Below are 19263 nucleotides of genomic sequence, written 5' to 3' on the forward strand. Positions count from 1 at the left end.
TTGATCGCCACCGACTTGCCCGAGCCGGTCGTGCCGGCCACCAGCAAATGCGGCATCCGCGCGAGATCGACGATCACAGGCTCGCCGCCGATCGTCTTGCCGAGGCAGAGCGCCAGTTTGTGACGCGTCGCGTCGAAATCCGGGCTGGCCAACAGCTCGCGCAGGAAGACGGTCTCACGCTTGGCGTTGGGCAGCTCGATGCCGATCGCGTTCTTGCCCTGCACCACCGCCACGCGCGCCGAGATCGCGCTCATCGAGCGTGCGATGTCATCGGCCAGAGAGATCACCCGCGACGACTTCGTGCCCGGAGCAGGCTCCAGCTCATAGAGTGTGACCACAGGGCCGGGGCAGGCCTGCACGATCTCGCCGCGGACGTTGAAGTCCTCCAGCACACCTTCGAGGAGGCCGGCATTCTGCTGCAGCACTTCGACCGGAACAGCCGCCATCTGGTCCGGCGGCTCGGCCAGGAACTCGACCGGCGGCAGTTCGAACGCGAAGGATTGGGCGAGAACGGGCGCCGCTTCCGGAGCGGTGTCGTTCGATCGAGGAGCGCGGCGCCTTGCAGGCTGCGGCGCAGCCTCCCGGACCTTGCGCGTGACGACGACACCGCTTGCGGCGACCGGACTGCTCGCACGGGTGGGCGCAGCGTTCACTGGCGCGAAGCCCTGCCCGGCATCGTCCCAGAGCTGAGGCGAGAGCCTGATGCTGACGCTGTAAGTCGGGCTCGCCAACGCGCTCGACCAGGAAGCAGCCACAGGCAGATGGCCGACCATCGGGCCGCCAGTGTCGATCGCAGGCGCCCTGACGGCAACCGGCAGCGGCGCCGCCGGCATCACCTCGCCGAGCGCGTCACCATCGGACGTTCCACCGGCCTCTTCGGACACGGGGCCGGACAGCCCCTCCCAGAAGGCATAGTCCGAGATGTTGGCGAAGGGTTCCGAGGCCGTAACCGAATGGTCCGCAACGGTTTCAGCTTCGTCCTCAGGCTGCCACGCTACGCATTCCACCTCCTCCGGATGAAGGGGAAGCTCGTCTTCGGGAGCCATATCGAGGTCGGCCGCCATTTCCAACGGCACCGCTGATACCTCGGACGCATCCGACCGCCTGGCCCAGACCTGCTTCACAAGGCGGTTCGGCGTGCGCCAGTAGCGAACCTGGGATGATTCCGGCTGCGCCATCGCAAATGCATGCTCTGCGGAAACCGACGCGCTGGCGACAGTTGCATCTGCTGCAGCGTGCCGGTCCTGGCCCTGACCGACAACTGGATTGGCTCGCCGGAAGCGTGTCAGCGCAGCAGCGACCGGCAGCGGCGAGGCGGCGGGCTCGGAGCGCTTGGACCGGACGATGACCTGCTGGTCGGCCGGCCGCACCATTCCTGGAGACGAAAACCCTTCGATATCAATTCCTTGCGCCAAGTTATACAGATCGGACTTACGCATGTGATACCGTGGAACTCAGAGGCCTAACCAGCTCCAAGGCCTATCCGGGCAGGGTTAAGAGGCCATGAACACCACCCTGAAAGCTCAACGGAAATCACGGATCGCAACGCAACGTCACCTCGCTCGGCTGCGGGGATCGGAGGCATCGCGGAGCGCATCGCCGAGCAGGTTGAGCGCCAGCACCGTCAGCAGGATCGCGAGGCTCGGGAAGACGGCGAGCCACCAGGCGTCGAGGATGTTCTCGAAGCCTTCGCGGATCATGCCGCCCCAGGTTGCGGCCGGCGGCGGTACGCCGAGGCCGATGAAGCTCAGCGAGGCTTCGGTTCGGATCGCCGAGGCCAGCCAGAGCGAACTCATCACCACCACGTCCGAGACCATGTTGGGCAGGATATGCCGGAAAATGATGCGCAGCGGCCCACAGCCATAGGAGCGGCTCGCCTCGACGAAATCGCGTTGGCGCAGCGTGATCGTCGGCGCGCGGGCGCGGCTGCGCCACCGTTATCCGGGACGCGCTGCTGACGCCGAACGGGCTGTTCATCGGAGGGCTCGTCGCCGCGGCCTTCGTCGCCGCGCTGCTCGCGGGAGAGTTCAAGCCGCGGCTGCCGACCATCGGGCAGGTGCTGCGCGGCCTCGTCGGCGGCCTCCTGCTCGGCTGGAGTACGGTGATCGGCCTCGGATGCACCGTCGGCACGCTGCTCTCCGGCATATCCGCCGGCGCTGTGTCCGGTTGGGTCTTCGCCCCGAGCCTGCTGGTCGGCGTCACGGCCATGACCAGGATCGGCCGGCGTCTCGGATTGGCGCTGTGACATGCGGTGAGAGACTGTCCGTCATAGCACTTGGATCGCCGCCGGCCCGGCGTCATAGTCGCCGCCATGGCGCGCGGGATGCTCGCGTGCCGAAGCGAGGGCCGATCATCGTGACGACGACGCCATATCTCGATGCGGTCCTGATCGACGTGACCGACCGGACGGAGCCGATGGAGCTGGAACTCGGCCGCTCATCCGATTGGCAGGACGAGAACCTGATCTATCTCGTCGTCGACGGCCGCCCCCTCATCCTCGACGACGCCACCGGCCGCCAGCTCTACAAGGCGATGATGAAGCTCGGCGCCTATCTCGGCTACGATCAGGAGACATAGATCGCCTCCACATCACCGCTTCGTCATCTCGATATCGGGGATGGTCGGTCCGGTCGCCCCACGCTCGCCATCGACGAAGGCCGGCGAAGGCTTTCGGGAGATCCGGAGGGCGATGTAGATCGCGACGGCAGCCGACAGCACCATGATGTAGGCGAGCATGCCCTGAGGTCCCATGATCTGCATCAGCGCGGTCGCGGCGACCGGCCCCAGGGCCGAACCGGCGCCCCAGAGAAAAAGGAGCTGGGCGGAGAGGCCGACCGCCTGATCGCGCCCGATGCGGAAATAGGCATGCGTCACGGCGACCGTGTAGAGCGGTACGCTGCAGCCGCCGATCAGTGCGAACAGGCCGAAGAGCCAGATCCGGCCCTGCGCCACGTCCAGGTTCAGAAGCGTCGCCAGCAGGGCTGCCGCCACGGCGACGATGCTGACCGCGATGAGCATGATCAGGCGGCTGGCGACGCGATCCGCGAGCAGGCTCATCGGCCATTGCATCAGCAAGGCGCCCATCTGGATCACCGCCGTGAGGAGGATGGTCGTCCGCTGATCCAGCCCCGACAGGATGCCATAGGCAGGAACAACGCTCGTCAGCGGGCCGCTGACCAGCCCGACATAGAGGCAGCCGACGACGGCGGCGGGAGCGTGGCGCCAGAGCGTGCGCAGGCCGACCGAGACGACCTCGTTCGATTCAGGCCCCCTCGCCCGCGTCAATGCGACAGGGATCAGGGCGATGGAGAAGGCCATGCTGGCGAAGAGGAAGACGTCATGCGACTGCAGCGCGAGATAGCCGACCCCGATCTGCGAGCCGATCATCGCGACGCGGTTGAGGATCTGGTAGACACCGAAAACACGGCCGCGCCTGGCGCCACTGGCCTGGCCGCTGATCCAGCTTTCGATGCAGATGCCGTGGCCCGCCGCCGCCAGGCCCATGACCAGCCGCGAGGCTCCCCACCACGCCTCGGGCAGCAGCGGCAGGCTGAGCGTCGAGACCGCCTGGAGCGCCGCGAAAACGGCGAAGCCACGAATATGGCCGACCCGCCGCACGAGCGAGGGCATGGCGAAGCAGCCCAGCAGGAAGCCGAGCGAGTAGGCTGAGGCGACGAGACCGATCAGGAGCGGCGGCTGACTGGCGATCGCCATGCGCAGCGGCACCACCGTGTTCACGATCGTGCCGGCCACCTGCAGCATGAGCGCCCCGGTGACGATTGCGCCGAGCGCAGCCACGGAACCGCCCTGGGCCTTGGTCGTCATCGCCTCGCCCTGCCGGGGAATCTCATCCGCGCGAAGCTATCAGGTCGCCTCCCCCCGGAACAGCCGCCGGCCGGAACCCGCTCAAGGGCGCCTCAGGCACGGCGTCGAGTGGGGGCATTCACGACGCACTGCGACGTTCGGACTACCTCGAAAGAGCCCGGTCGATCACCCAAGGGGGCAGCTTGACGGCTCCACCGTTCCCTAGCGTCATAATTCGGCAGGAAAAGACGATACCGCATGCCGGACGAAAGGCAATGCCACATGCCCAGCCACGCTGGGCGGGAAGGAACGATACGGATGGCGCAATCGCTCCCTGTACGTCCTGGCAAGCCGCTGGATGCGTCCGCCGTGGCGGTCAAGGTGGAGCGCCCGAAACGGCGCGGCGGCCGGATCGCCGCCCTGCCCCAGCGAGCTCAAAAGCGCCCCATCTGCGTCGATCTGGACGGCACGCTGGTCAATACGGACACATTGGTCGAGGGTCTCGTCGCAGCGCTGTCGAGCCGCCACGAACTATCCGAACTGAAAGGCCTGCTGACCCCGAACCGAGCCTTGCTGAAGCAACGCGTCGCCGAGCTCGCCGGATGCGCCGCCGAATTGCTGCCGTACAATCCCGTGGTCCTTTCCTACCTGCAGGAGAAGCGCCGGGAGGGATATCCCCTCGTGCTCGCCACGGCCGCAGATGCGCGCATCGCCAAGGCGGTGGCCGAGCACCTGAAACTGTTCGATGAGGTGATCTGCTCGGACGGCGCGCACAATCTCAAGGGGTCAGCAAAGGCGGCCGCGCTCGTCGAGCGCTTCGGCTACAAAGGGTTCGACTACATCGGCAACGATCGCAGCGACCTGCCCGTCTGGCGGGCTGCCGCGGAAATCGTCACGGTCAATGCACCGCGCGATGTCAGCCTCGAAGCGCGCGAACTCGGTTCGCCGACGACGACGTTCAAGACGGTTGCCCCGCTGCTCCCCACATTGCTGCGCGCCATGCGGCCGCATCAGTGGTCGAAGAACATCCTCGTCTTCGTGCCGATGGTCACGGCCCATGCCCTGGGCGAGGGCTCGGCCTGGCTCGCCGCCATCGGCCTGTTTCTCAGTCTCTCCGCGACGGCCTCTGCCCTCTACATCGTCAACGACACCCTCGACCTCTTCTCGGACCGCCAGCATCCACGCAAGCGGCTGCGCCCGATCGCCAGCGGCGCCCTGCCGATCACCTCGGCGCTGACTGCGGCAGCCGTGCTGCTCGCCATCGGCACGGGCCTCGCCTGGGCGGCGGGCGGAGTTGCCGTCGTGCTCGCCTATGCGGCCTTGTCGCTCGGCTATTCGCTCTGGCTGAAGCGGTACCCTCTCATGGACGTCTTCATGCTGGCCGCGCTCTATACGGTGCGGGTCCTCGGCGGCGGTGTCGTGACGGGGCACCGCGCGAGCGTCTGGCTCCTGGCCTTTTCGGGGTTCACGTTTCTCAGCCTTGCCTTGGTCAAGCGGGTCGGGGAACTGCTGGCGATCGAGCAGGCCGCCGACAAGCGCGGCAACGCCAGGCGCGGCTACCGGCCGGGCGACACCGTCATCCTGCAGATGTTCGGCTGCGCTGCGGCGTTTTCATCCAGCATCGTGCTGGCGCTGTTCGTGAGCAGCGCCGCGGCGCTTCAGCAGTATCGAACTCCCGAAGCTCTGATGCTGCTCGTGCCGGTCATCCTGTTCTGGCAGTGCCGGCTGTGGCTCGCGACGGTGCGCGGCAACATGCATGACGACCCGATCGTCTACGCCGTGTCCGATTGGGTCTCCTGGCCCATGGCCGCGACGATCCTCGGCGTGATGCTCGCGGCCCAGGCGGAGATACCCTTCCTGTGAGAGGCGCGCGCATGACCCTGATTTCGCTGGGAACCATCGTCTCGAGCGTGGCGCTGTCGGCCGTCGGTCAAATCTGCTTCAAGCTCGGCCTGAATTCCTTGGCCCGTTCCGGCGCATCGGCCGGAACCATGCACAAGATCCTTCTGGCGCTGCTGACGCCGGGCGTGATGGTTGGGTTGGGGCTTTACGGACTCAGCACCCTGCTTTGGCTGAGCGCCCTGAGCCGGCTCGAACTGTCTCAGGCCTACCCGTTCGTCGGCCTCGGCTTCGCGATCACAACGCTCCTGGGATGGTGGTTCTTCAGCGATAACCTGACAATCGAGCGGATCGCCGGGGTCGTCGTGATCTTGGTGGGCATCATGCTGGTAGCACGGACCTGATCGGGCTCGCCACGCAAGAGGGAGGGAGAGGCCCGATGAGTCTGGAGCGAGCAAAGCTGGACGATCGCGGCGTGTTTCCGATACGCGCCAATTCGGCCATGCGGTCACTCAGTTCACCATGGCGCCTCGACGACGTGCTGGCCTACACGGCTGCACTGGCGACGACGCATCTGGCGATCTGGATCGCGCTCGCATCGGTGCAGTTCGCGGTGGGCGGGCGCCTGCGCGCGATTGACGCGGCCCTGGCTCTCCCGATCGCCATCGCCGCCTGCTCCTGGACCGATCGCGCCCGGCCCGCCATTCGGTCGAGCACTGTCATCGGGATCGCCCTGCTGCTCCTGCTCTGGACCATCGCGCTCGTCTACGCGGCTGCGCTGGATTCTCTCGGCTATGATGGCCAGACGTACCAGGCCCTCGCCATTCTTCAGATGCGCGAAGGCTGGAACCCGTTTCACAGCCTGCTGACACCGAACGTTCCGCCGCTGACCTGGCTGAACCACTACCCGAAAGCGCCCTGGATCTGGGCCGCCGGCATCGAGGCGATGTTCGGGAACTATCAGGCCGGCAAGGCCACGAACCTCGTCCTCGCCGTCGCGGCGGGAGCCGCGGTCTTCAGCGCGGCTTCGGCCGTCGCTCGCGCACCGATCTGGGCGTGTTTTCTGTTTGGCGCTCTGGCCGCCGCCAACCCGGTCGCATTCGTCCAGATGGGAGAATACTATGTCGATGGACAACTCGGGGCGTTGCTGACGATCATGGCGGCCGGCGCGCTGATCTGGATCAGGCGACAATCGCCGCTCGCGCTGCTGATGACCTGCTCGGCGGCGTTCTGCCTTCCCAACGTGAAGTTCACCGGCCTCGTCTATGCCGCGCTGCTCGCATGGGCGGTCCTCGCGCTATGCCTTCTGCGCCGTCGCGGACGCATCGCCGGCGCGCTTCCGCTCCTCGCCTGTCTGCTCGGCACACTGGGCCCCGGCTACTCCCCCTATGTGACCAACCTGCTGAGCGGCCATCACATCTTTCATCCGGTCATGGGGGCACAAAAGATCGACGTCCTCCGCGCGGTCATTCCAGTCGACATGGACGGACGCTCGGCGCTGGCCAAGCTCGCCCTTTCGCTGACGTCCGAAACCGCCAACGCCTGTCCCAAATGCGATCCGGCGCGCCCCAAACTGCCGTTCGTCGTCCGAATGTCGGAGATCAGGGGGGCGACGATCCCGGACGCACGGACGGGCGGATTTGGCCCGCTCTTCTCGGCCGCCTTGCTCCTGTCGGCCATCCTGCTGGTCATATCGATCAGAGCCGGGGCCTTCTCGGCAACGCTCGGCATCTCACTGGCCGTGCTGATCGGACTGGTGATCGTCAATCCTGCCGGGTGGTGGGCGCGATACGCGCCGCATCTGTGGCTCGTTCCATTGACCGTCGCCATCTTCCTGCACAAGGCGGAACTCGGCTCGGTCGGTCGACTGGTTCGCGTCGCGCTGCTGGTCGTGCTCGTCGCCAATGCCGCGTTCATGGCAGTCATTGCATCGGGCTACGCGATGTACAGCACGCGCAAGGCTCGCGCTCAGGTCGCCAGCCTGGCTCGCACCGGGCCCGTGTACATCGCCGACACGATCTGGGGCGGAACGCTGCAGCGCCTGCGCGATGGCGGCGTCACCTATCAGCTGCGCGCGTTCGGGCGGCCGGATTGCCGGGAGGTGGTGACGGTGCTGCGCTCCCAGGTCGATGCCTGCATACCGGCAGGCCCCGCAAAGGCTCGTGCGGCGGGAAGCGACTAAGACAACGTTGCCGACGCTCGTCGCGGCCCGATCGTCCAAAACACCATTTGCAAGGTCTCCGATCGTCGATGGTCGGGCCTTCAAAACCAAGCTCGTGCTCGGCGCGCCCGTGAGCGGACGGCCGAGCACGCTTTTAGATCGCGATCAGGCGATATCGAAGCGGTCGAGGTTCATGACCTTGGTCCAGGCCGCGACGAAATCCTTGACGAACTTCTCCTTGGCATCGGCGCTGGCATAGACCTCCGCGAGCGCGCGCAGGATCGAGTTCGAACCGAAGACGAGGTCGGCGCGGGTGCCGGTCCACTTGGCCGAGCCGGTCTTGCGATCTGTGCCCTCATAGACGTCCTTGGCCTCGGAGATCGCCTTCCACTGCGTGCCCATGTCGAGCAGGTTGACGAAGAAGTCGTTCGTTAGCACACCCGGCCGGTCGGTGAGGATGCCGTGCTTCGAGCCATCGACATTGATGTCGATGGCGCGCAGGCCGCCGATCAGCACCGTCAGCTCCGGCGCCGTCAGGGTCAGCAACTGCGCCTTGTCGATCAGCGCCACCTCTGCCTGCACCTTCGAACCCGCCTGCTGGTAGTTGCGGAAGCCGTCGACGACGGGCTCCAGCCACTTGAAGGAGGCGACGTCCGTCTGCTCCTGCCTGGCGTCGGTGCGGCCGGCCGAGAACGGCACCGCGATGTCATGGCCTGCCGCCTTCGCGGCCTGCTCGACGCCAGCATTGCCGGCGAGCACGATCAGGTCGGCCAGCGAGACCTTCTTGTCGCCGTCCGCCTCCTTGTTGAACTGGCGCCGGATGCCGTCCAGCACGTCCAGCACCTTCGCGAGTTGCGCCGGCTGGTTGGCCTGCCAGTCCTTCTGGGGCGCGAGGCGGATGCGCGCGCCATTGGCGCCGCCGCGCTTATCGCCGCCGCGGAAGGTCGAGGCCGAAGCCCAGGCCGTGCCGACGAGTTCGGAAACGGAGAGGCCCGAGGCCAGGATCTTCGCCTTGAGCGCGGCGGCGTCCGCCGCGTCGATCAGGTCATGGTCCACCGCTGGCACGACGTCCTGCCAGATCAGCTCCTCCTTCGGCACTTCCGGACCGAGATAGCGCGAGCGCGGGCCCAGATCGCGATGCGTCAGCTTGAACCAGGCGCGGGCGAAGGCCTCGGCGAAGGCCTGCGGATTTTCCAGGAAGCGGCGCGAGATCTTCTCATAGGCCGGGTCGAGGCGCAGCGAGAGATCGGTCGTCAGCATCGTCGGCTTGTGCTTCTTCGACGGATCATGCGCGTCCGGAATGACGGCCTCGGCGTCCTTCGCCTCCCACTGGATGGCGCCGCCGGGGCTGCGGGTCTGGACCCATTCATATTTGAACAGGTTCTCGAAGAAGAAGTTGCTCCACTGCGCCGGCGTCTGCGTCCAGGTCACCTCGAGGCCGCTGCCGACGGCGTCCGCGCCATGGCCGGTGCCGAAATTCGAGGCCCAGCCGAGGCCCTGTGCCTCGAGCTCGGCGGCTTCGGGGTCGGCGCCCTTGTGAGATTCGGGCGCCGCGCCATGGGTCTTGCCGAAGGTGTGGCCGCCGGCGATCAGCGCGACGGTTTCCTCGTCATCCATCGCCATACGGGCGAAGGTTTCGCGGATGAAATGAGCCGCGGAGATCGGGTCGCCATTGGCGCCCGGACCTTCCGGGTTGACGTAGATCAGGCCCATCTCAGTGGCGCTGAGCGGCGCGTCGAACTTGTCGAGCGGGCGGTGCGTGAGCCAGCCGGTCTCCGCCCCCCAGTTCACGTCATGATCCGGCTCCCAGCTGTCCTCGCGACCCGCGGCAAAGCCGAAGGTCCGGAAGCCCATGGTCTCCAGCGCGACGTTGCCGGTGAGGATGAAGAGGTCGGCCCAGGAAATCTGCTGGCCGTACTTCTGCTTGATCGGCCAGAGCAGGCGACGCGACTTGTCGATGTTGACGTTGTCCGGCCAGCTGTTGAGCGGGGCGAAGCGCTGCTGGCCGCGGCCGCCGCCGCCGCGCCCGTCGGCAAGGCGATAGGTGCCGGCCGAGTGCCAGGCCATGCGGATCATCTGCGGACCGTAATTGCCGAAGTCGGCCGGCCACCAATCCTGCGAGTCGGTCATCAGCTTGCGCAGGTCGTTCTTGAGCGCCTGATAGTCGAGCTTCCCGAACTCCGCGCGATAGTTGAAGGCCTGGCCCAGCGGATCGGACTTCGACGAATGCTGGTTCAGTAGATCGACCGGAAGCTGGCTCGGCCACCAGTCACGGTTCTGCCGGGGCGCGCCACCGTGGGCAACGGGGCACTTGCCGGTGCTCTCCTCGGTCTTCGCGTTCATGTGTCTCTCCAGGGCTGGACTTGGCGGAAAATGTGATCTCGTCGGCGGGCGAACCCATATCGGATTGGCGTCGTGGGACCTGCCGTGGTCAGTAAGGCGAACGAACGGCCAGCGGTCGGCGGATAGCCGGGCCGACGGCAGCCAAACGTCATCGCCCTTCGCGGTTCAATACGCCGTCGGCATCTGCGATCCCCCTTCGCCGCCAGCGTCTTACCAAAGGCGTTTCATTATATTAATTCGGATTTTCTGATCCTCACGATAAGTTCAGCTGATGATAAACCTGACTTTGAAACAGCTTCGCTACTTCGAGGGCCTGGCGCGGCACCGCCATTTCGGCCGCGCCGCCGAGGCGTGCTCGATCTCGCAACCGGCTCTTTCCATGCAGATCAAGGCCTTGGAAGAGGAACTGGGCACCGAGCTCCTGGAAAGGGGAACGCGCCAGGTCCGCCTGACGGCCTTTGGCGAGGAGATCGCGCTGCGTGCCAGGGACATCCTGCGCTCGCTCGACGAGCTGGAGCGCTATGCTCACGCCTCGCAGGGCGGGCTGGTCACCCGGCTGCGGATCGGCGTGATTCCGACGGTCGCCCCCTATCTCTTGCCGAGCCTCATCGGCGAGCTGACCCATCTGCACGGGGGTGTCGATCTGCAGATTCGCGAGACGCTGACGCCGCGCTTGGTCGAGGAACTGAACGGCGGGCGCCTCGACATGGCGATCGTCGCCCTGCCGGTTTCAGAACCATCCCTGACGGAGGTGGCGCTCTTCACGGAAAGCTTCGTCCTGGTGCGCCCGAAGGAAGACGAAGGAAAGCCCGTGCCCGATGGCGATGCACTGCGTGAAATGCGGCTTCTCCTGCTGGAAGAGGGACATTGCTTCCGCGAGCAGGCCCTCTCCTTTTGCCATATGAAGCAGGGCTCCAGCAGGCCGCGTGGCATGCTCGATGCCAGCTCTTTGACGACGCTGGTTCAGATGGTCGATGCCGGCCTGGGAGTGACGCTGCTGCCGGAAATGGCCCTGGCAGTCGAAACGCGTTCTGCAGGCGTCTCTGTGGCAAAGCTCAAATCGCCTCAACCGTCCCGGACCATCGGCATGGTCTGGCGCAAGACCAGTCCACTCGCGAAGCAACTGCTCGAAATATCAGACAGGTTTCGTCAATCGACCGGTGTGCCGGCACGCCCGGCTAGCGTTCCCGCGGCGAGCGATGGCTCAAGATGACTTGCTCCAGATCGCTCGCCGGCGCTCCTCGGGCGCCTTCTCGTTCCCTGGCGTCCCTACTTCACCGTTCGCTGAACACGCGGTTCGCGTGATCCGTCAAGGGCTTGGCGAGGAATGAGAGCGCCGTGCGCTCGTCCGTCGCAATCATGACCTCGACGGGCATTCCCGACAGGAGCTTGCGGTCCCCGAGAATCGAGAGATCGTCCTCGATCTGGACTTCGCTGGTGTAGAAGCTCGCGCCGGTGGCGGGGTTCTTGCTGGTGGCCGGCGAGACGTGGACGACCTTGCCGGGGATTTCGGGCGTGGTGTTGCGGTTGAAGGCGGGTCCACGAAGCGGCGATTCTGTTTGTTTTGCAGAACGAACTCTCTGCGCGCGGATAGTCCATCAAGTGTCGAGAGAACAACCTCCCGCGATTTGCGAGGAAGACAAAAAGATTGAGAATTCCGTTCTAGACGCGTCGGAACAGATGGTTGAATTTGCTGTTTGTGCCGTTCTTTTGAAAGAACGTTTCATTGACCTCAGGCGCAGTGGAGGAGCACCCTAAGCCCAGCTTCATCGATGGTGGGCCCTGCAAGGCCCGAATTTTGCAAGGCCCTCTCATGATCAGCCGCCGCACCCTGCTCAAATCAGCCGCCTCCGCAATTGCCCTCGGCGGAACGATCGGCGCCGGCCTGGCCTCGGAGCCGACCGGCGAGCCGATCTATCTCGGCGTCAGCGGCCCGCTTACGGGGCCCAATGCCCAATATGGCGCGCAATGGAAGCAGGGCTTCGACCTCGCGCTCGACCAGATCAACGGTTCGGGCGGCATCAAGGGCCGGCCGCTGCGCTACATCTTCGAGGACACGCAGAGCGACCCGAAGCAGACCGTCGCGGTCGCGCAGAAATTCGTTGCGGACAAGCGTATCGTCGCCGAACTCGGCGATTTCGCCAGCCCCGCCTCGATGGCCGCTTCGCCGATCTATCAGCGCGCCGGGCTCGTCCAGTTCGGCTTCACGAACTCGCATCCCAACTTCACCAAGACGGGCGATTTCATCTGGAGCAATTCGGTCAGCCAGGCCGACGAGCAGCCCTTGAACGCAACCTATGTCGTCGAAAAGGTCGGCCTGAAGCGCATCGCGGTCCTGTACCTCAACACCGATTGGGGCCGCACCAGCAAGGATCACTTCGCCGCCAAAGCAAGGGAACTGGGCGCCGAAGTGGTCGCGGCCGAAGGCTACCAGCCCGACGAGAAGGATTTCCGCTCGACACTGGTGCGGGTCCGCGATGCCAAGCCCGACGGCCTCTTCCTCGTCTCCTACTATGCCGACGGCGCCCTGATCGTCCGGCAGGCGCGGCAGACCGGCGTCACCGTGCCGATCGCGGCGTCGAGCTCGATCTATTCGCCGAAATTCATCGAACTGGGCGCAGAGGCGTCGGAGGGCGTCTTCACCAATGCCCGCTTCTTCCCCGAGGATCCGCGTCCGGAAGTGCAGACCTTCGTCAAGTCATTCCAGGCCAAATACGGCCGGGAACCCGACGCCTTCAACGCCTATGCCTATGACACGGTCGTCCTCTTCGGCCAGGTCTTGCGCGAGGCGCCGAATCTGGACCGCACCACCATCCGCGATACGCTCGCCAAGGTGAAGGACGTGCCGAGCGTGGTCTATGGCAAGGCGACGTTCGACCCCGAAACGCGGCGGGTGCTCGGCGCCACCAGCGCCCAGCTCGTCGTCCGCAACGGGCGCTTCACGCTGTGGGATGGCGTGAAGACCAACTGACGCAGCAGGCCGTCCGATGACCTCCTGGTTCGACCACACCATCAACGGCCTGATCATCGGCAACATCTACGGCCTGCTGGCGGTGGGGCTGGCGCTGATCTTCGGCGTCAGCCGGCTGATCAACTTCGCGCATGGCTCGGTCTATGTCGTGGGAGCCTATGTCGGCTGGGTCGCGGTCTCGGTCCTGCACACGCCCTTCCCCGTGACGCTTCTGCTGGTTGTGGTCCTCACCGCTCTGCTGGGCATCGCGATCGAGCGCTTCGGCATCAGGCCGCTGGCCGGCGCGCCGCGCATCGCGCCGCTGCTCGCCACCATCGGCCTGAGCTTCGTCATCGACCAGACCGTGCAGATCCTGTTCAGCCCCGATCCCCGTTCGGTGCCTATGCAACTGCCGAACTGGCGCTTCGAGATCGGCGGCGGCTCGATCGGCGTGCTCGACCTGCTCATCGGCGGCATCGGCATCACGGCGGCGAGCGCGCTCTTCGCCTTCCTCAAGCTGACGAAATGGGGCTGGGCTGTGCGGGCCACCGCAATTGACCGCGACGCAGCCCGCGTCGTTGGCGTCGACGTCGATCAGGTCAACCGCATCGTCTTCGCCATCGCAGCCGCGCTTGGGGGCGTCGGCGGCGTGCTGGTGGGGATGTACTACAACGTCATCACCCCGACGATGGGCTTCGAGGCAACGTTGAAAGGGATCGTCGCCGAGGTCGTCGGCGGCGTCGGCAATGTGCCGGGTGCCATCGTCGGCTCGCTCCTGCTCGGCATCATCGAGAGCTATGGCGTGGCCCTGCTCGGCACGAGCTACCGCAACCTCTTCGCCTTCCTGCTGCTGATCGCGATCCTGGTGCTGCGGCCCAACGGTCTGTTCGCCAGCCGCCGGCAACTTCCGCCCGAGCCGATGACGGGCACTTTCGTGGCGCCGAGCAAGCCGGTCAGCTTGCCCGTGCCGCTGCTGGCAGCGGCGGCCGCGCTCGCCATCGCGCTACCCGTGCTGGTCGACAATGGCTATCTGATCCAGACGCTGACCAATGCCTGGCTCTATGCGCTGCTCGGCTTGAGCCTGACGCTGGTCGCCGGCACCAGCGGCCAAGTCTCGCTCGGCCATGCGGCGCTGCTCGCCATCGGCGGCTACACCTCGGCGCTGCTGGCGGCCGATTACGGATTGCCGGTCTGGCTCACCATCATCGCGGGCGGGCTGATGGCGGCCGGGCTCGGCACGCTTCTGGTGTCGCCGGCCTTCCGGCTGCGCGGGCATTATGTCTCGATCGCCACGCTCGGCATCGGCGAGATCGTGGCGCTGGTGATCCTGAACTGGGAGAGCGTGACGCACGGCCCGATCGGGGTCGCCGGCATTCCGCCGCTCGAACTCTTCGGCCGCCCGCTCTACAACACCAACGCGATCTACTGGGTCGCCCTCGCAATCATGCTGGCGCTGGCGCTGCTGCAGGTCAGGCTGCTGGGCTCCCATCTCGGGCGCACCATGCGTGCGGTCCGCGACGACGATATTGCGGCGCGCTCCTTCGGCATCAGCCTGAACCGCTACAAGGGGCTGGCCTTCGCCTTCGGCGGCTTCGTCGCCGGCATCAGCGGCGCCTTCACCGCGCATATGTACTCCTTCATCAACCACGAGACCTTCAACACGCAGATCTCGGTGCTGGCGCTGACGATCGCGATCCTCGGCGGCATGGGGAATGTCGGTGGCGCCATCCTGGGCGCCGTCGCACTGATCGGCCTGCCCGAAATGTTCCGCATCGCCGCCGAATACCGCATCCTGCTCTACGGCATCGCCCTGCTGCTGCTCGTCCGTTTCCGGCCGCAGGGCCTGCTCGGCACCGTCTGACATGAACGCACCCGTCAACGCTTCATCGATCACCGCCGTTCCCCTGCTCGAAGCCATCGGGCTGGTGCGACGCTTCGGCGGCGTCACGGCCGTGGGCGGCGTCGACCTCTCGGTTTTCGAGGGCGAACTGGTCAGCGTCATTGGCCCCAACGGCGCCGGCAAGACGACGGCCTTCAACCTGATCAGCGGGCTCGACAAACCCGACGCCGGCGCGATCCGGTTTGCCGGCGCCGACATCACCGGGCGCTCGCCGGAAGGCATCGCGGCGGCCGGGATCGCCCGGACCTTCCAGCATGGCCGCGTCTTCGCCAATCTCAGCATCGCCGACAATGTGCTTGTCGGGGCGCATGGCAGGCTGCGCGCCGTGCGGCCGGATTGGCCGGTCATCGGGCCGCTGGCCGAGCTGGCGCTCGCCCTGCTGCGGCCGGCCAGCGTGCGGGCGGAAGAAGCCGCGCTGCGCGACGAGGTTCGCGAGATCCTGACGCTTTTCGGCGACCGGCTGCTGCCGCGCATCGACCAGCCGGCGCATAGCCTGTCCTATGCCAATCGCCGGCGCGTCGAGATCGCCCGGGCGTTGGCGGCCCGGCCGCGTCTCCTGCTGCTCGACGAACCGACCGCCGGCATGAACCCGACCGAGACGGCGGAGATGCTCGATATCATCGCCAGCCTCAAGGCGCGCGGCCAGACCATCCTCTTGATCGAGCACAAGCTCGACATGGTGATGCGGCTGTCGGACCGGGTGGTCGTGCTCGATGACGGGCGCAAGATCGCCGAGGGCAAGCCGCAGGCCGTGCGCAACGATCCCGCCGTGATCGAGGCCTATCTCGGCCACGACACCATCGGCGCGCAAGCCCCTGGCGGCCACGCCGCGACCGCCACTCCGACGCTCTCCGTGGCCTGAAGGCGCGCCATGTCACCAACGCCACCCATCCTGGAATTGCGCGACGTCGACACCTTCTACGGACCCGTGCAGGCGCATTTCGGGCTGTCGCTCAAGGTCGAGCGCAGCGAGATCGTCTGCCTGCTCGGCGGCAATGCCAGCGGCAAATCGACGACGATGAAGATCATCCTCGGGCTGGTGAAGCCGAGCGCCGGCGACGTGCTGATCGACGGCGTCTCGGTGCTGGGGCTGTCTACGCCGCGCATCGTGCGGCTGGGCGTCGGCACCGTGCCCGAGGCGAGGCGGCTCTTCGGCGCCATGAGCGTGCGCGAGAACCTGTTGATGGGCGCGTTTACGCGCGACGACAAGGCGGCGGTCGCAGCCGACCTGGAGCGGGTGCTGACGCTGTTCCCGCGCGTGGCGCAGCGCCTCAGCCAGCAGGCCGGTACGCTCTCGGGCGGCGAGCAGCAGATGGTGGCGATGGCGCGCGCCCTGATGGCGAAGCCGCGCATCATCATCATGGACGAGCCTACCATGGGCCTGTCGCCGCTCTGGGTGGAGCGTGTGCTCGCGCTGATCCGCGACATCAATGGCGAGGGCGTCAGCATCTTCATGGTCGAGCAGAACGCCAATCTGGCCTTGCAGATCGCAGACCGCGGCTATGTCCTGCAGACCGGGAGCGTGGTGATCGAGGCCGCGGCAGCCGACTTGCTTGTCGATGCCCGGATCAGGGACGCCTATCTCGGCGGAGCGGAAGCAGCATGAGCACGAAACGACTGGGGTTCTTCACGCGCCTTCTCGACGATGCGCCAGCCGGCGAGCGATACCGGCTCGCCACCGAGCAGATCGTTCATGCCGAGCGGCATGGCTTCGACTCGGCCTGGGTGGCCCAGCACCATTTTCATCGCGACGAGGGCGGGCTGCCCTCCCCGCTGCCATTCCTGTCCTTCGTCGCGGCGCGCACCACGCGCATCCGGCTCGGCACCGGCATCATCATCCTGCCGATGGAAAACCCGATCCGGCTGGCCGAGGATACGGCTGTGCTCGATCTTCTTTCCGAGGGCCGGCTCGAACTCGGCTTCGGCACCGGCGCGACACCGGAGACCTTCCTGGCCTTCGGCATCGACAAGGAGCAGCGCAACCAGGCCTTCAACCGCAACTATGCCCAGGTGCATGAGACCTGGCGGGGAGCGCCGCTCGGCCACGACAACAACCGGCTCTATCCGGAAGCGGGCTCGCTCGAACGGCGCATCTGGCAGGCGACCTTCTCGGCGGCCGGGGCGGAGCGCATCGGACAGGCGGGATCAGGGCTGATGCTGTCGCGGACCCAGCCGCGCAGCCCCGACCGGCCGTTCCAGACATTGCCGGAAATCCAGCACCCCATCGTCGATGCCTACCTCCGCAATCTGCCTGACGGCATCGAACCCCGCATCCTTGGGTCGCGCACCCTGTTCGTCGCCGATACGCGCGAGGAAGCGCTAAAGTATGCCGAGATCGGCCTGAACCGGGTGCTCGATCGCTTCATCGCCAACGGCCACCATGTTCCCGACCGAAGCCTCCAGGCCCTAATCAGGTCCTTCGACGTCCATGTCGGCACGCCCGACGATGTCGTTGCCTCTCTCTCGGCGGATAGCGTGTTGCCGCGCGTCACCGACCTCGTCTTCCAAGTCCATTCCGTCGATCCGCCGCACAAGCTGATCCTGCGCTCGCTCGAACTCACCGCGCAGCATGTCGCGCCGGCGCTCGGTTGGGTTGGCGGACAGTCCGGCCCCGGCATCAGGATCGCGGCGGCGCGCTGACGAATGGCCGACCCCATTGCTCGAAACCATGAGGCAACGCATGACGCGTCAAACCACCGCCGACGTGCTCGACGCACTGACCAGCGTCGGCCCAGACACCAGCCTGGACCGGCTGCGTCGGGAACGCCCCGTCACCCGCCTCAACATCCAGGCGAGCTACGAGGCGCTGTTTGCGGTCGGCGATCAAGGCGGCGTGAGCCAGGGCGAGCGGCTGGCGCTGGCTCTCTTCGTGACATTGCTGCATGACGACAGTCTCGCAGCCGGGCATTACCGTTCCCTGCTGACGGCGCATGCCGGCGGCGCTTCGCTCGCGGAGGGCGTCGCGCGCCAGGCGCAGGCGGCGCGCACGACAGGGCCTTACGGCGCCTATCCGACAGGCCCGCTCTCGGCGGAAGATGTGGCCGGGCCGGTTTTCAGCGTCGAGGGCGCCGATCGGGAGGTTCTAGGCCGGCGGCTGTCGGCACTGCTCGCGCATGCCCATCTGCTCGTCTTCCACCCCCGCGACGCGACATCGGCCGCGCTGGAGGCGCTGCAAAAGGCGGGCTGGAGCGTACCCGAAATCGTGACGGTTTCGCAGATCGTGGCCTTCCTCGCCTTCCAGATCCGCGCCGCGCATGGCCTGCGCCTGCTGAACGCCTGAACGGCTCGCCTCGGAGACCTTCACGATGACCACAATCGAGACAGAGCGCTCCTTAGCCGGCGCACCCACGATCTTCACCCAGGCCCAGCTCAACTGGAACGCCTGGATCGACCCGGTGGCCGAGGAGGCCCTGAGCGACCACCAGAAGGACGCGCTCATCGACATCGCGCGCACCAAGAGCCCTTATTTCAGGCTGTTGGCGCATGATCCTGACATCCTGAAGGCACGGACGCTCGCCGACAAGGACATCTTCTACAACACCAAGGAGGGCCTGCCGCGGGCCGAACGCGAGCTAGCCGCGGCAGCGGTGTCGCGCAGCAATGGCTGCATCTATTGCGCCTCGGTCCATGCCCGCTTCGCGACGACTTTTTCCAAGCGTCACGACGATGTCCAACGCCTGCTCGACGAGGGCGTCGGCGCAGATCTCGACCCGCTCTGGAACGCCATCGTCGAGGCATCCGTTGCACTGACGGCGACGCCCATCGCCTTCGGTCCCCAGCATGTCGCCAAGCTGCGCGGCCTCGGCCTGGACGATCTTGCGATAGCCGACCTCATCCATTCCGCCTCGTTCTTCAACTGGGCGAACCGGCTCATGCTGTCGCTGGGTGAGCCGGAGGTCGGCTAGTTGCTCCTGGGGCGGCCTGGGCGGGAGTTCATCCCATTGCGGAGACCTCAGCCTCGCTCCGCCAGCGTCACATCGCTTTTCGACTGCTCTGCGCGACAACCTGCCGGATCATTTGAAGGGCTGTGCCGGCTCCAGCGAGTCACTTCCCGACAGGCGGCTTGCGGGCACACAAATTGGGGGACATCGTGGGGGACACCCTCGATTTCCTACCTCAGATTATCGTTTAGTTTCAATCGCTTAGCGGCACCCTCAAATGGATGGCGCGACCTACGGGAGTCGAACCCGTCTCCCCAGCGTGAAAGGCTGGTGTCCTAACCGATAGACGAAGGTCGCGGGCTTCCAAACCGCGGGCGGTTCGTGT

17 protein-coding genes, 1 tRNA gene and 1 pseudogene are annotated in these 19263 nt (G+C 66.2%); 13 read left to right on the plus strand and 6 right to left on the minus strand.

All coding sequences use genetic code 11. The features are described 5' to 3' along the window. Together AC1RMY_RS17475 and AC1RMY_RS17480 are read right to left on the minus strand one after the other, a co-directional pair. Window positions 1-1178: DNA translocase FtsK (locus tag AC1RMY_RS17475; RefSeq protein WP_492866641.1), on the minus strand; the 1178-nt coding region annotated here is incomplete at its 3' end. A gap of 375 nt (window positions 1179-1553) precedes the next feature. After that, window positions 1554-1922 (minus strand): annotated as a pseudogene (locus AC1RMY_RS17480) (ABC transporter permease); the annotation flags it as partial. A gap of 32 nt (window positions 1923-1954) precedes the next feature. Here AC1RMY_RS17480 and AC1RMY_RS17485 point away from each other — a divergent pair. Both AC1RMY_RS17485 and AC1RMY_RS17490 read left to right on the plus strand, forming a co-directional pair. Next, complete coding sequence (locus AC1RMY_RS17485) at window positions 1955-2245, plus strand: YeeE/YedE thiosulfate transporter family protein (protein ID WP_492867183.1); 291 nt, start codon at window positions 1955-1957, stop codon at window positions 2243-2245. 86 nt (window positions 2246-2331) lie between these two features. Next, window positions 2332-2577: a hypothetical protein gene (locus tag AC1RMY_RS17490; protein WP_492866642.1), complete on the plus strand. Its 246-nt coding sequence runs from the start codon at window positions 2332-2334 to the stop codon at window positions 2575-2577. Window positions 2578-2589: 12 nt separating this feature from the next. On the opposite strand, the gene AC1RMY_RS17495 is transcribed toward AC1RMY_RS17490, so the two are convergent. After that, the gene (locus tag AC1RMY_RS17495) at window positions 2590-3825 is read right to left on the minus strand and encodes an MFS transporter (RefSeq protein ID WP_492866644.1); all 1236 of its coding nucleotides are present in this window, start codon (window positions 3823-3825) and stop codon (window positions 2590-2592) included. A gap of 348 nt (window positions 3826-4173) precedes the next feature. Here AC1RMY_RS17495 and AC1RMY_RS17500 point away from each other — a divergent pair, with 348 nt between their 5' ends. Genes AC1RMY_RS17500 through AC1RMY_RS17510 form a run of 3 tightly spaced genes read left to right on the plus strand, consistent with a single transcriptional unit; the run spans window position 4174 to window position 7825 of the window. Continuing rightward, on the plus strand, window positions 4174-5667 hold the full coding sequence (locus tag AC1RMY_RS17500; protein ID WP_492866646.1) for a UbiA family prenyltransferase: 1494 nt from the start codon (window positions 4174-4176) through the stop codon (window positions 5665-5667). 11 nt (window positions 5668-5678) lie between these two features. Then, entirely contained in the window at window positions 5679-6047 is a 369-nt protein-coding gene (locus tag AC1RMY_RS17505; protein WP_492866648.1) for an SMR family transporter, read from the plus strand. Between the two features lie 35 nt (window positions 6048-6082). Then, the gene (locus AC1RMY_RS17510) at window positions 6083-7825 is read left to right on the plus strand and encodes a hypothetical protein (protein WP_492866650.1); all 1743 of its coding nucleotides are present in this window, start codon (window positions 6083-6085) and stop codon (window positions 7823-7825) included. Between the two features lie 144 nt (window positions 7826-7969). On the opposite strand, the gene katG is transcribed toward AC1RMY_RS17510, so the two are convergent. Continuing rightward, complete coding sequence (gene katG / locus AC1RMY_RS17515) at window positions 7970-10147, minus strand: catalase/peroxidase HPI (protein ID WP_492866652.1); 2178 nt, start codon at window positions 10145-10147, stop codon at window positions 7970-7972. A gap of 271 nt (window positions 10148-10418) precedes the next feature. On the opposite strand from katG, the gene AC1RMY_RS17520 reads away from it, so the two are divergent. Further along, window positions 10419-11360: a hydrogen peroxide-inducible genes activator gene (locus tag AC1RMY_RS17520; RefSeq protein ID WP_492866654.1), complete on the plus strand. Its 942-nt coding sequence runs from the start codon at window positions 10419-10421 to the stop codon at window positions 11358-11360. A 61-nt stretch (window positions 11361-11421) separates the two neighbouring features. Here the strand turns inward: AC1RMY_RS17520 and AC1RMY_RS17525 are convergent, their stop codons facing one another. Continuing rightward, window positions 11422-11739 carry a beta-barrel domain-containing protein gene (locus tag AC1RMY_RS17525; protein WP_492867184.1) on the minus strand — a complete coding sequence of 106 codons (318 nt, stop codon included), beginning with the start codon at window positions 11737-11739 and terminating at the stop codon, window positions 11422-11424. 221 nt (window positions 11740-11960) lie between these two features. Between AC1RMY_RS17525 and AC1RMY_RS17530 the strand changes: the two genes are divergently transcribed. From AC1RMY_RS17530 to AC1RMY_RS17560, 7 genes are read left to right on the plus strand one after another with little or no spacing between them, the layout of a single operon-like run. Further along, window positions 11961-13118, plus strand: coding sequence for an ABC transporter substrate-binding protein (locus AC1RMY_RS17530; RefSeq protein ID WP_492866656.1), 1158 nt, complete (start codon window positions 11961-11963; stop codon window positions 13116-13118). A 16-nt stretch (window positions 13119-13134) separates the two neighbouring features. Continuing rightward, window positions 13135-14958 (plus strand): ABC transporter permease, encoded by a 1824-nt coding sequence (locus AC1RMY_RS17535; RefSeq protein WP_492866657.1) that lies wholly within the window; start codon window positions 13135-13137, stop codon window positions 14956-14958. Between the two features lies 1 nt (window position 14959). Continuing rightward, the gene (locus AC1RMY_RS17540; protein ID WP_492866658.1) at window positions 14960-15859 is read left to right on the plus strand and encodes an ABC transporter ATP-binding protein; all 900 of its coding nucleotides are present in this window, start codon (window positions 14960-14962) and stop codon (window positions 15857-15859) included. 9 nt (window positions 15860-15868) lie between these two features. Beyond that, complete coding sequence (locus AC1RMY_RS17545; RefSeq protein ID WP_492866659.1) at window positions 15869-16603, plus strand: ABC transporter ATP-binding protein; 735 nt, start codon at window positions 15869-15871, stop codon at window positions 16601-16603. After that, window positions 16600-17637: a putative FMN-dependent luciferase-like monooxygenase gene (locus AC1RMY_RS17550; protein WP_492866660.1), complete on the plus strand. Its 1038-nt coding sequence runs from the start codon at window positions 16600-16602 to the stop codon at window positions 17635-17637. Before AC1RMY_RS17545 ends, AC1RMY_RS17550 begins: the two co-directional genes overlap by 4 nt. A gap of 40 nt (window positions 17638-17677) precedes the next feature. Continuing rightward, window positions 17678-18277: a CMD domain protein gene (locus AC1RMY_RS17555; protein WP_492866662.1), complete on the plus strand. Its 600-nt coding sequence runs from the start codon at window positions 17678-17680 to the stop codon at window positions 18275-18277. A 25-nt stretch (window positions 18278-18302) separates the two neighbouring features. Beyond that, window positions 18303-18902 carry an alkylhydroperoxidase domain protein gene (locus AC1RMY_RS17560; protein ID WP_492866663.1) on the plus strand — a complete coding sequence of 200 codons (600 nt, stop codon included), beginning with the start codon at window positions 18303-18305 and terminating at the stop codon, window positions 18900-18902. A gap of 258 nt (window positions 18903-19160) precedes the next feature. Here the strand turns inward: AC1RMY_RS17560 and AC1RMY_RS17565 are convergent. After that, a tRNA-Glu gene (locus AC1RMY_RS17565) sits at window positions 19161-19235 on the minus strand. Window positions 19236-19263: the final 28 nt, after the last annotated feature.

It is taken from the genome of Allobosea sp. GW822-FHT03F07, assembly GCF_058801345.1.

Excerpts from the sequence above, each read along its gene's own strand:
- AC1RMY_RS17495 (WP_492866644.1), bottom strand. The coding sequence starts at position 3,825 with ATGACGACCAAGGCCCAGGGCGGTTCCGTGGCTGCGCTCGGCGCAATC.
- AC1RMY_RS17505 (WP_492866648.1), top strand. The coding sequence starts at position 5,679 with ATGACCCTGATTTCGCTGGGAACCATCGTCTCGAGCGTGGCGCTGTCG.
- AC1RMY_RS17510 (WP_492866650.1), top strand. The coding sequence starts at position 6,083 with ATGAGTCTGGAGCGAGCAAAGCTGGACGATCGCGGCGTGTTTCCGATA.
- katG (WP_492866652.1), bottom strand. The coding sequence starts at position 10,147 with ATGAACGCGAAGACCGAGGAGAGCACCGGCAAGTGCCCCGTTGCCCAC.
- AC1RMY_RS17520 (WP_492866654.1), top strand. The coding sequence starts at position 10,419 with ATGATAAACCTGACTTTGAAACAGCTTCGCTACTTCGAGGGCCTGGCG.
- AC1RMY_RS17530 (WP_492866656.1), top strand. The coding sequence starts at position 11,961 with ATGATCAGCCGCCGCACCCTGCTCAAATCAGCCGCCTCCGCAATTGCC.
- AC1RMY_RS17535 (WP_492866657.1), top strand. The coding sequence starts at position 13,135 with ATGACCTCCTGGTTCGACCACACCATCAACGGCCTGATCATCGGCAAC.
- AC1RMY_RS17540 (WP_492866658.1), top strand. The coding sequence starts at position 14,960 with ATGAACGCACCCGTCAACGCTTCATCGATCACCGCCGTTCCCCTGCTC.
- AC1RMY_RS17545 (WP_492866659.1), top strand. The coding sequence starts at position 15,869 with ATGTCACCAACGCCACCCATCCTGGAATTGCGCGACGTCGACACCTTC.
- AC1RMY_RS17550 (WP_492866660.1), top strand. The coding sequence starts at position 16,600 with ATGAGCACGAAACGACTGGGGTTCTTCACGCGCCTTCTCGACGATGCG.
- AC1RMY_RS17555 (WP_492866662.1), top strand. The coding sequence starts at position 17,678 with ATGACGCGTCAAACCACCGCCGACGTGCTCGACGCACTGACCAGCGTC.
- AC1RMY_RS17560 (WP_492866663.1), top strand. The coding sequence starts at position 18,303 with ATGACCACAATCGAGACAGAGCGCTCCTTAGCCGGCGCACCCACGATC.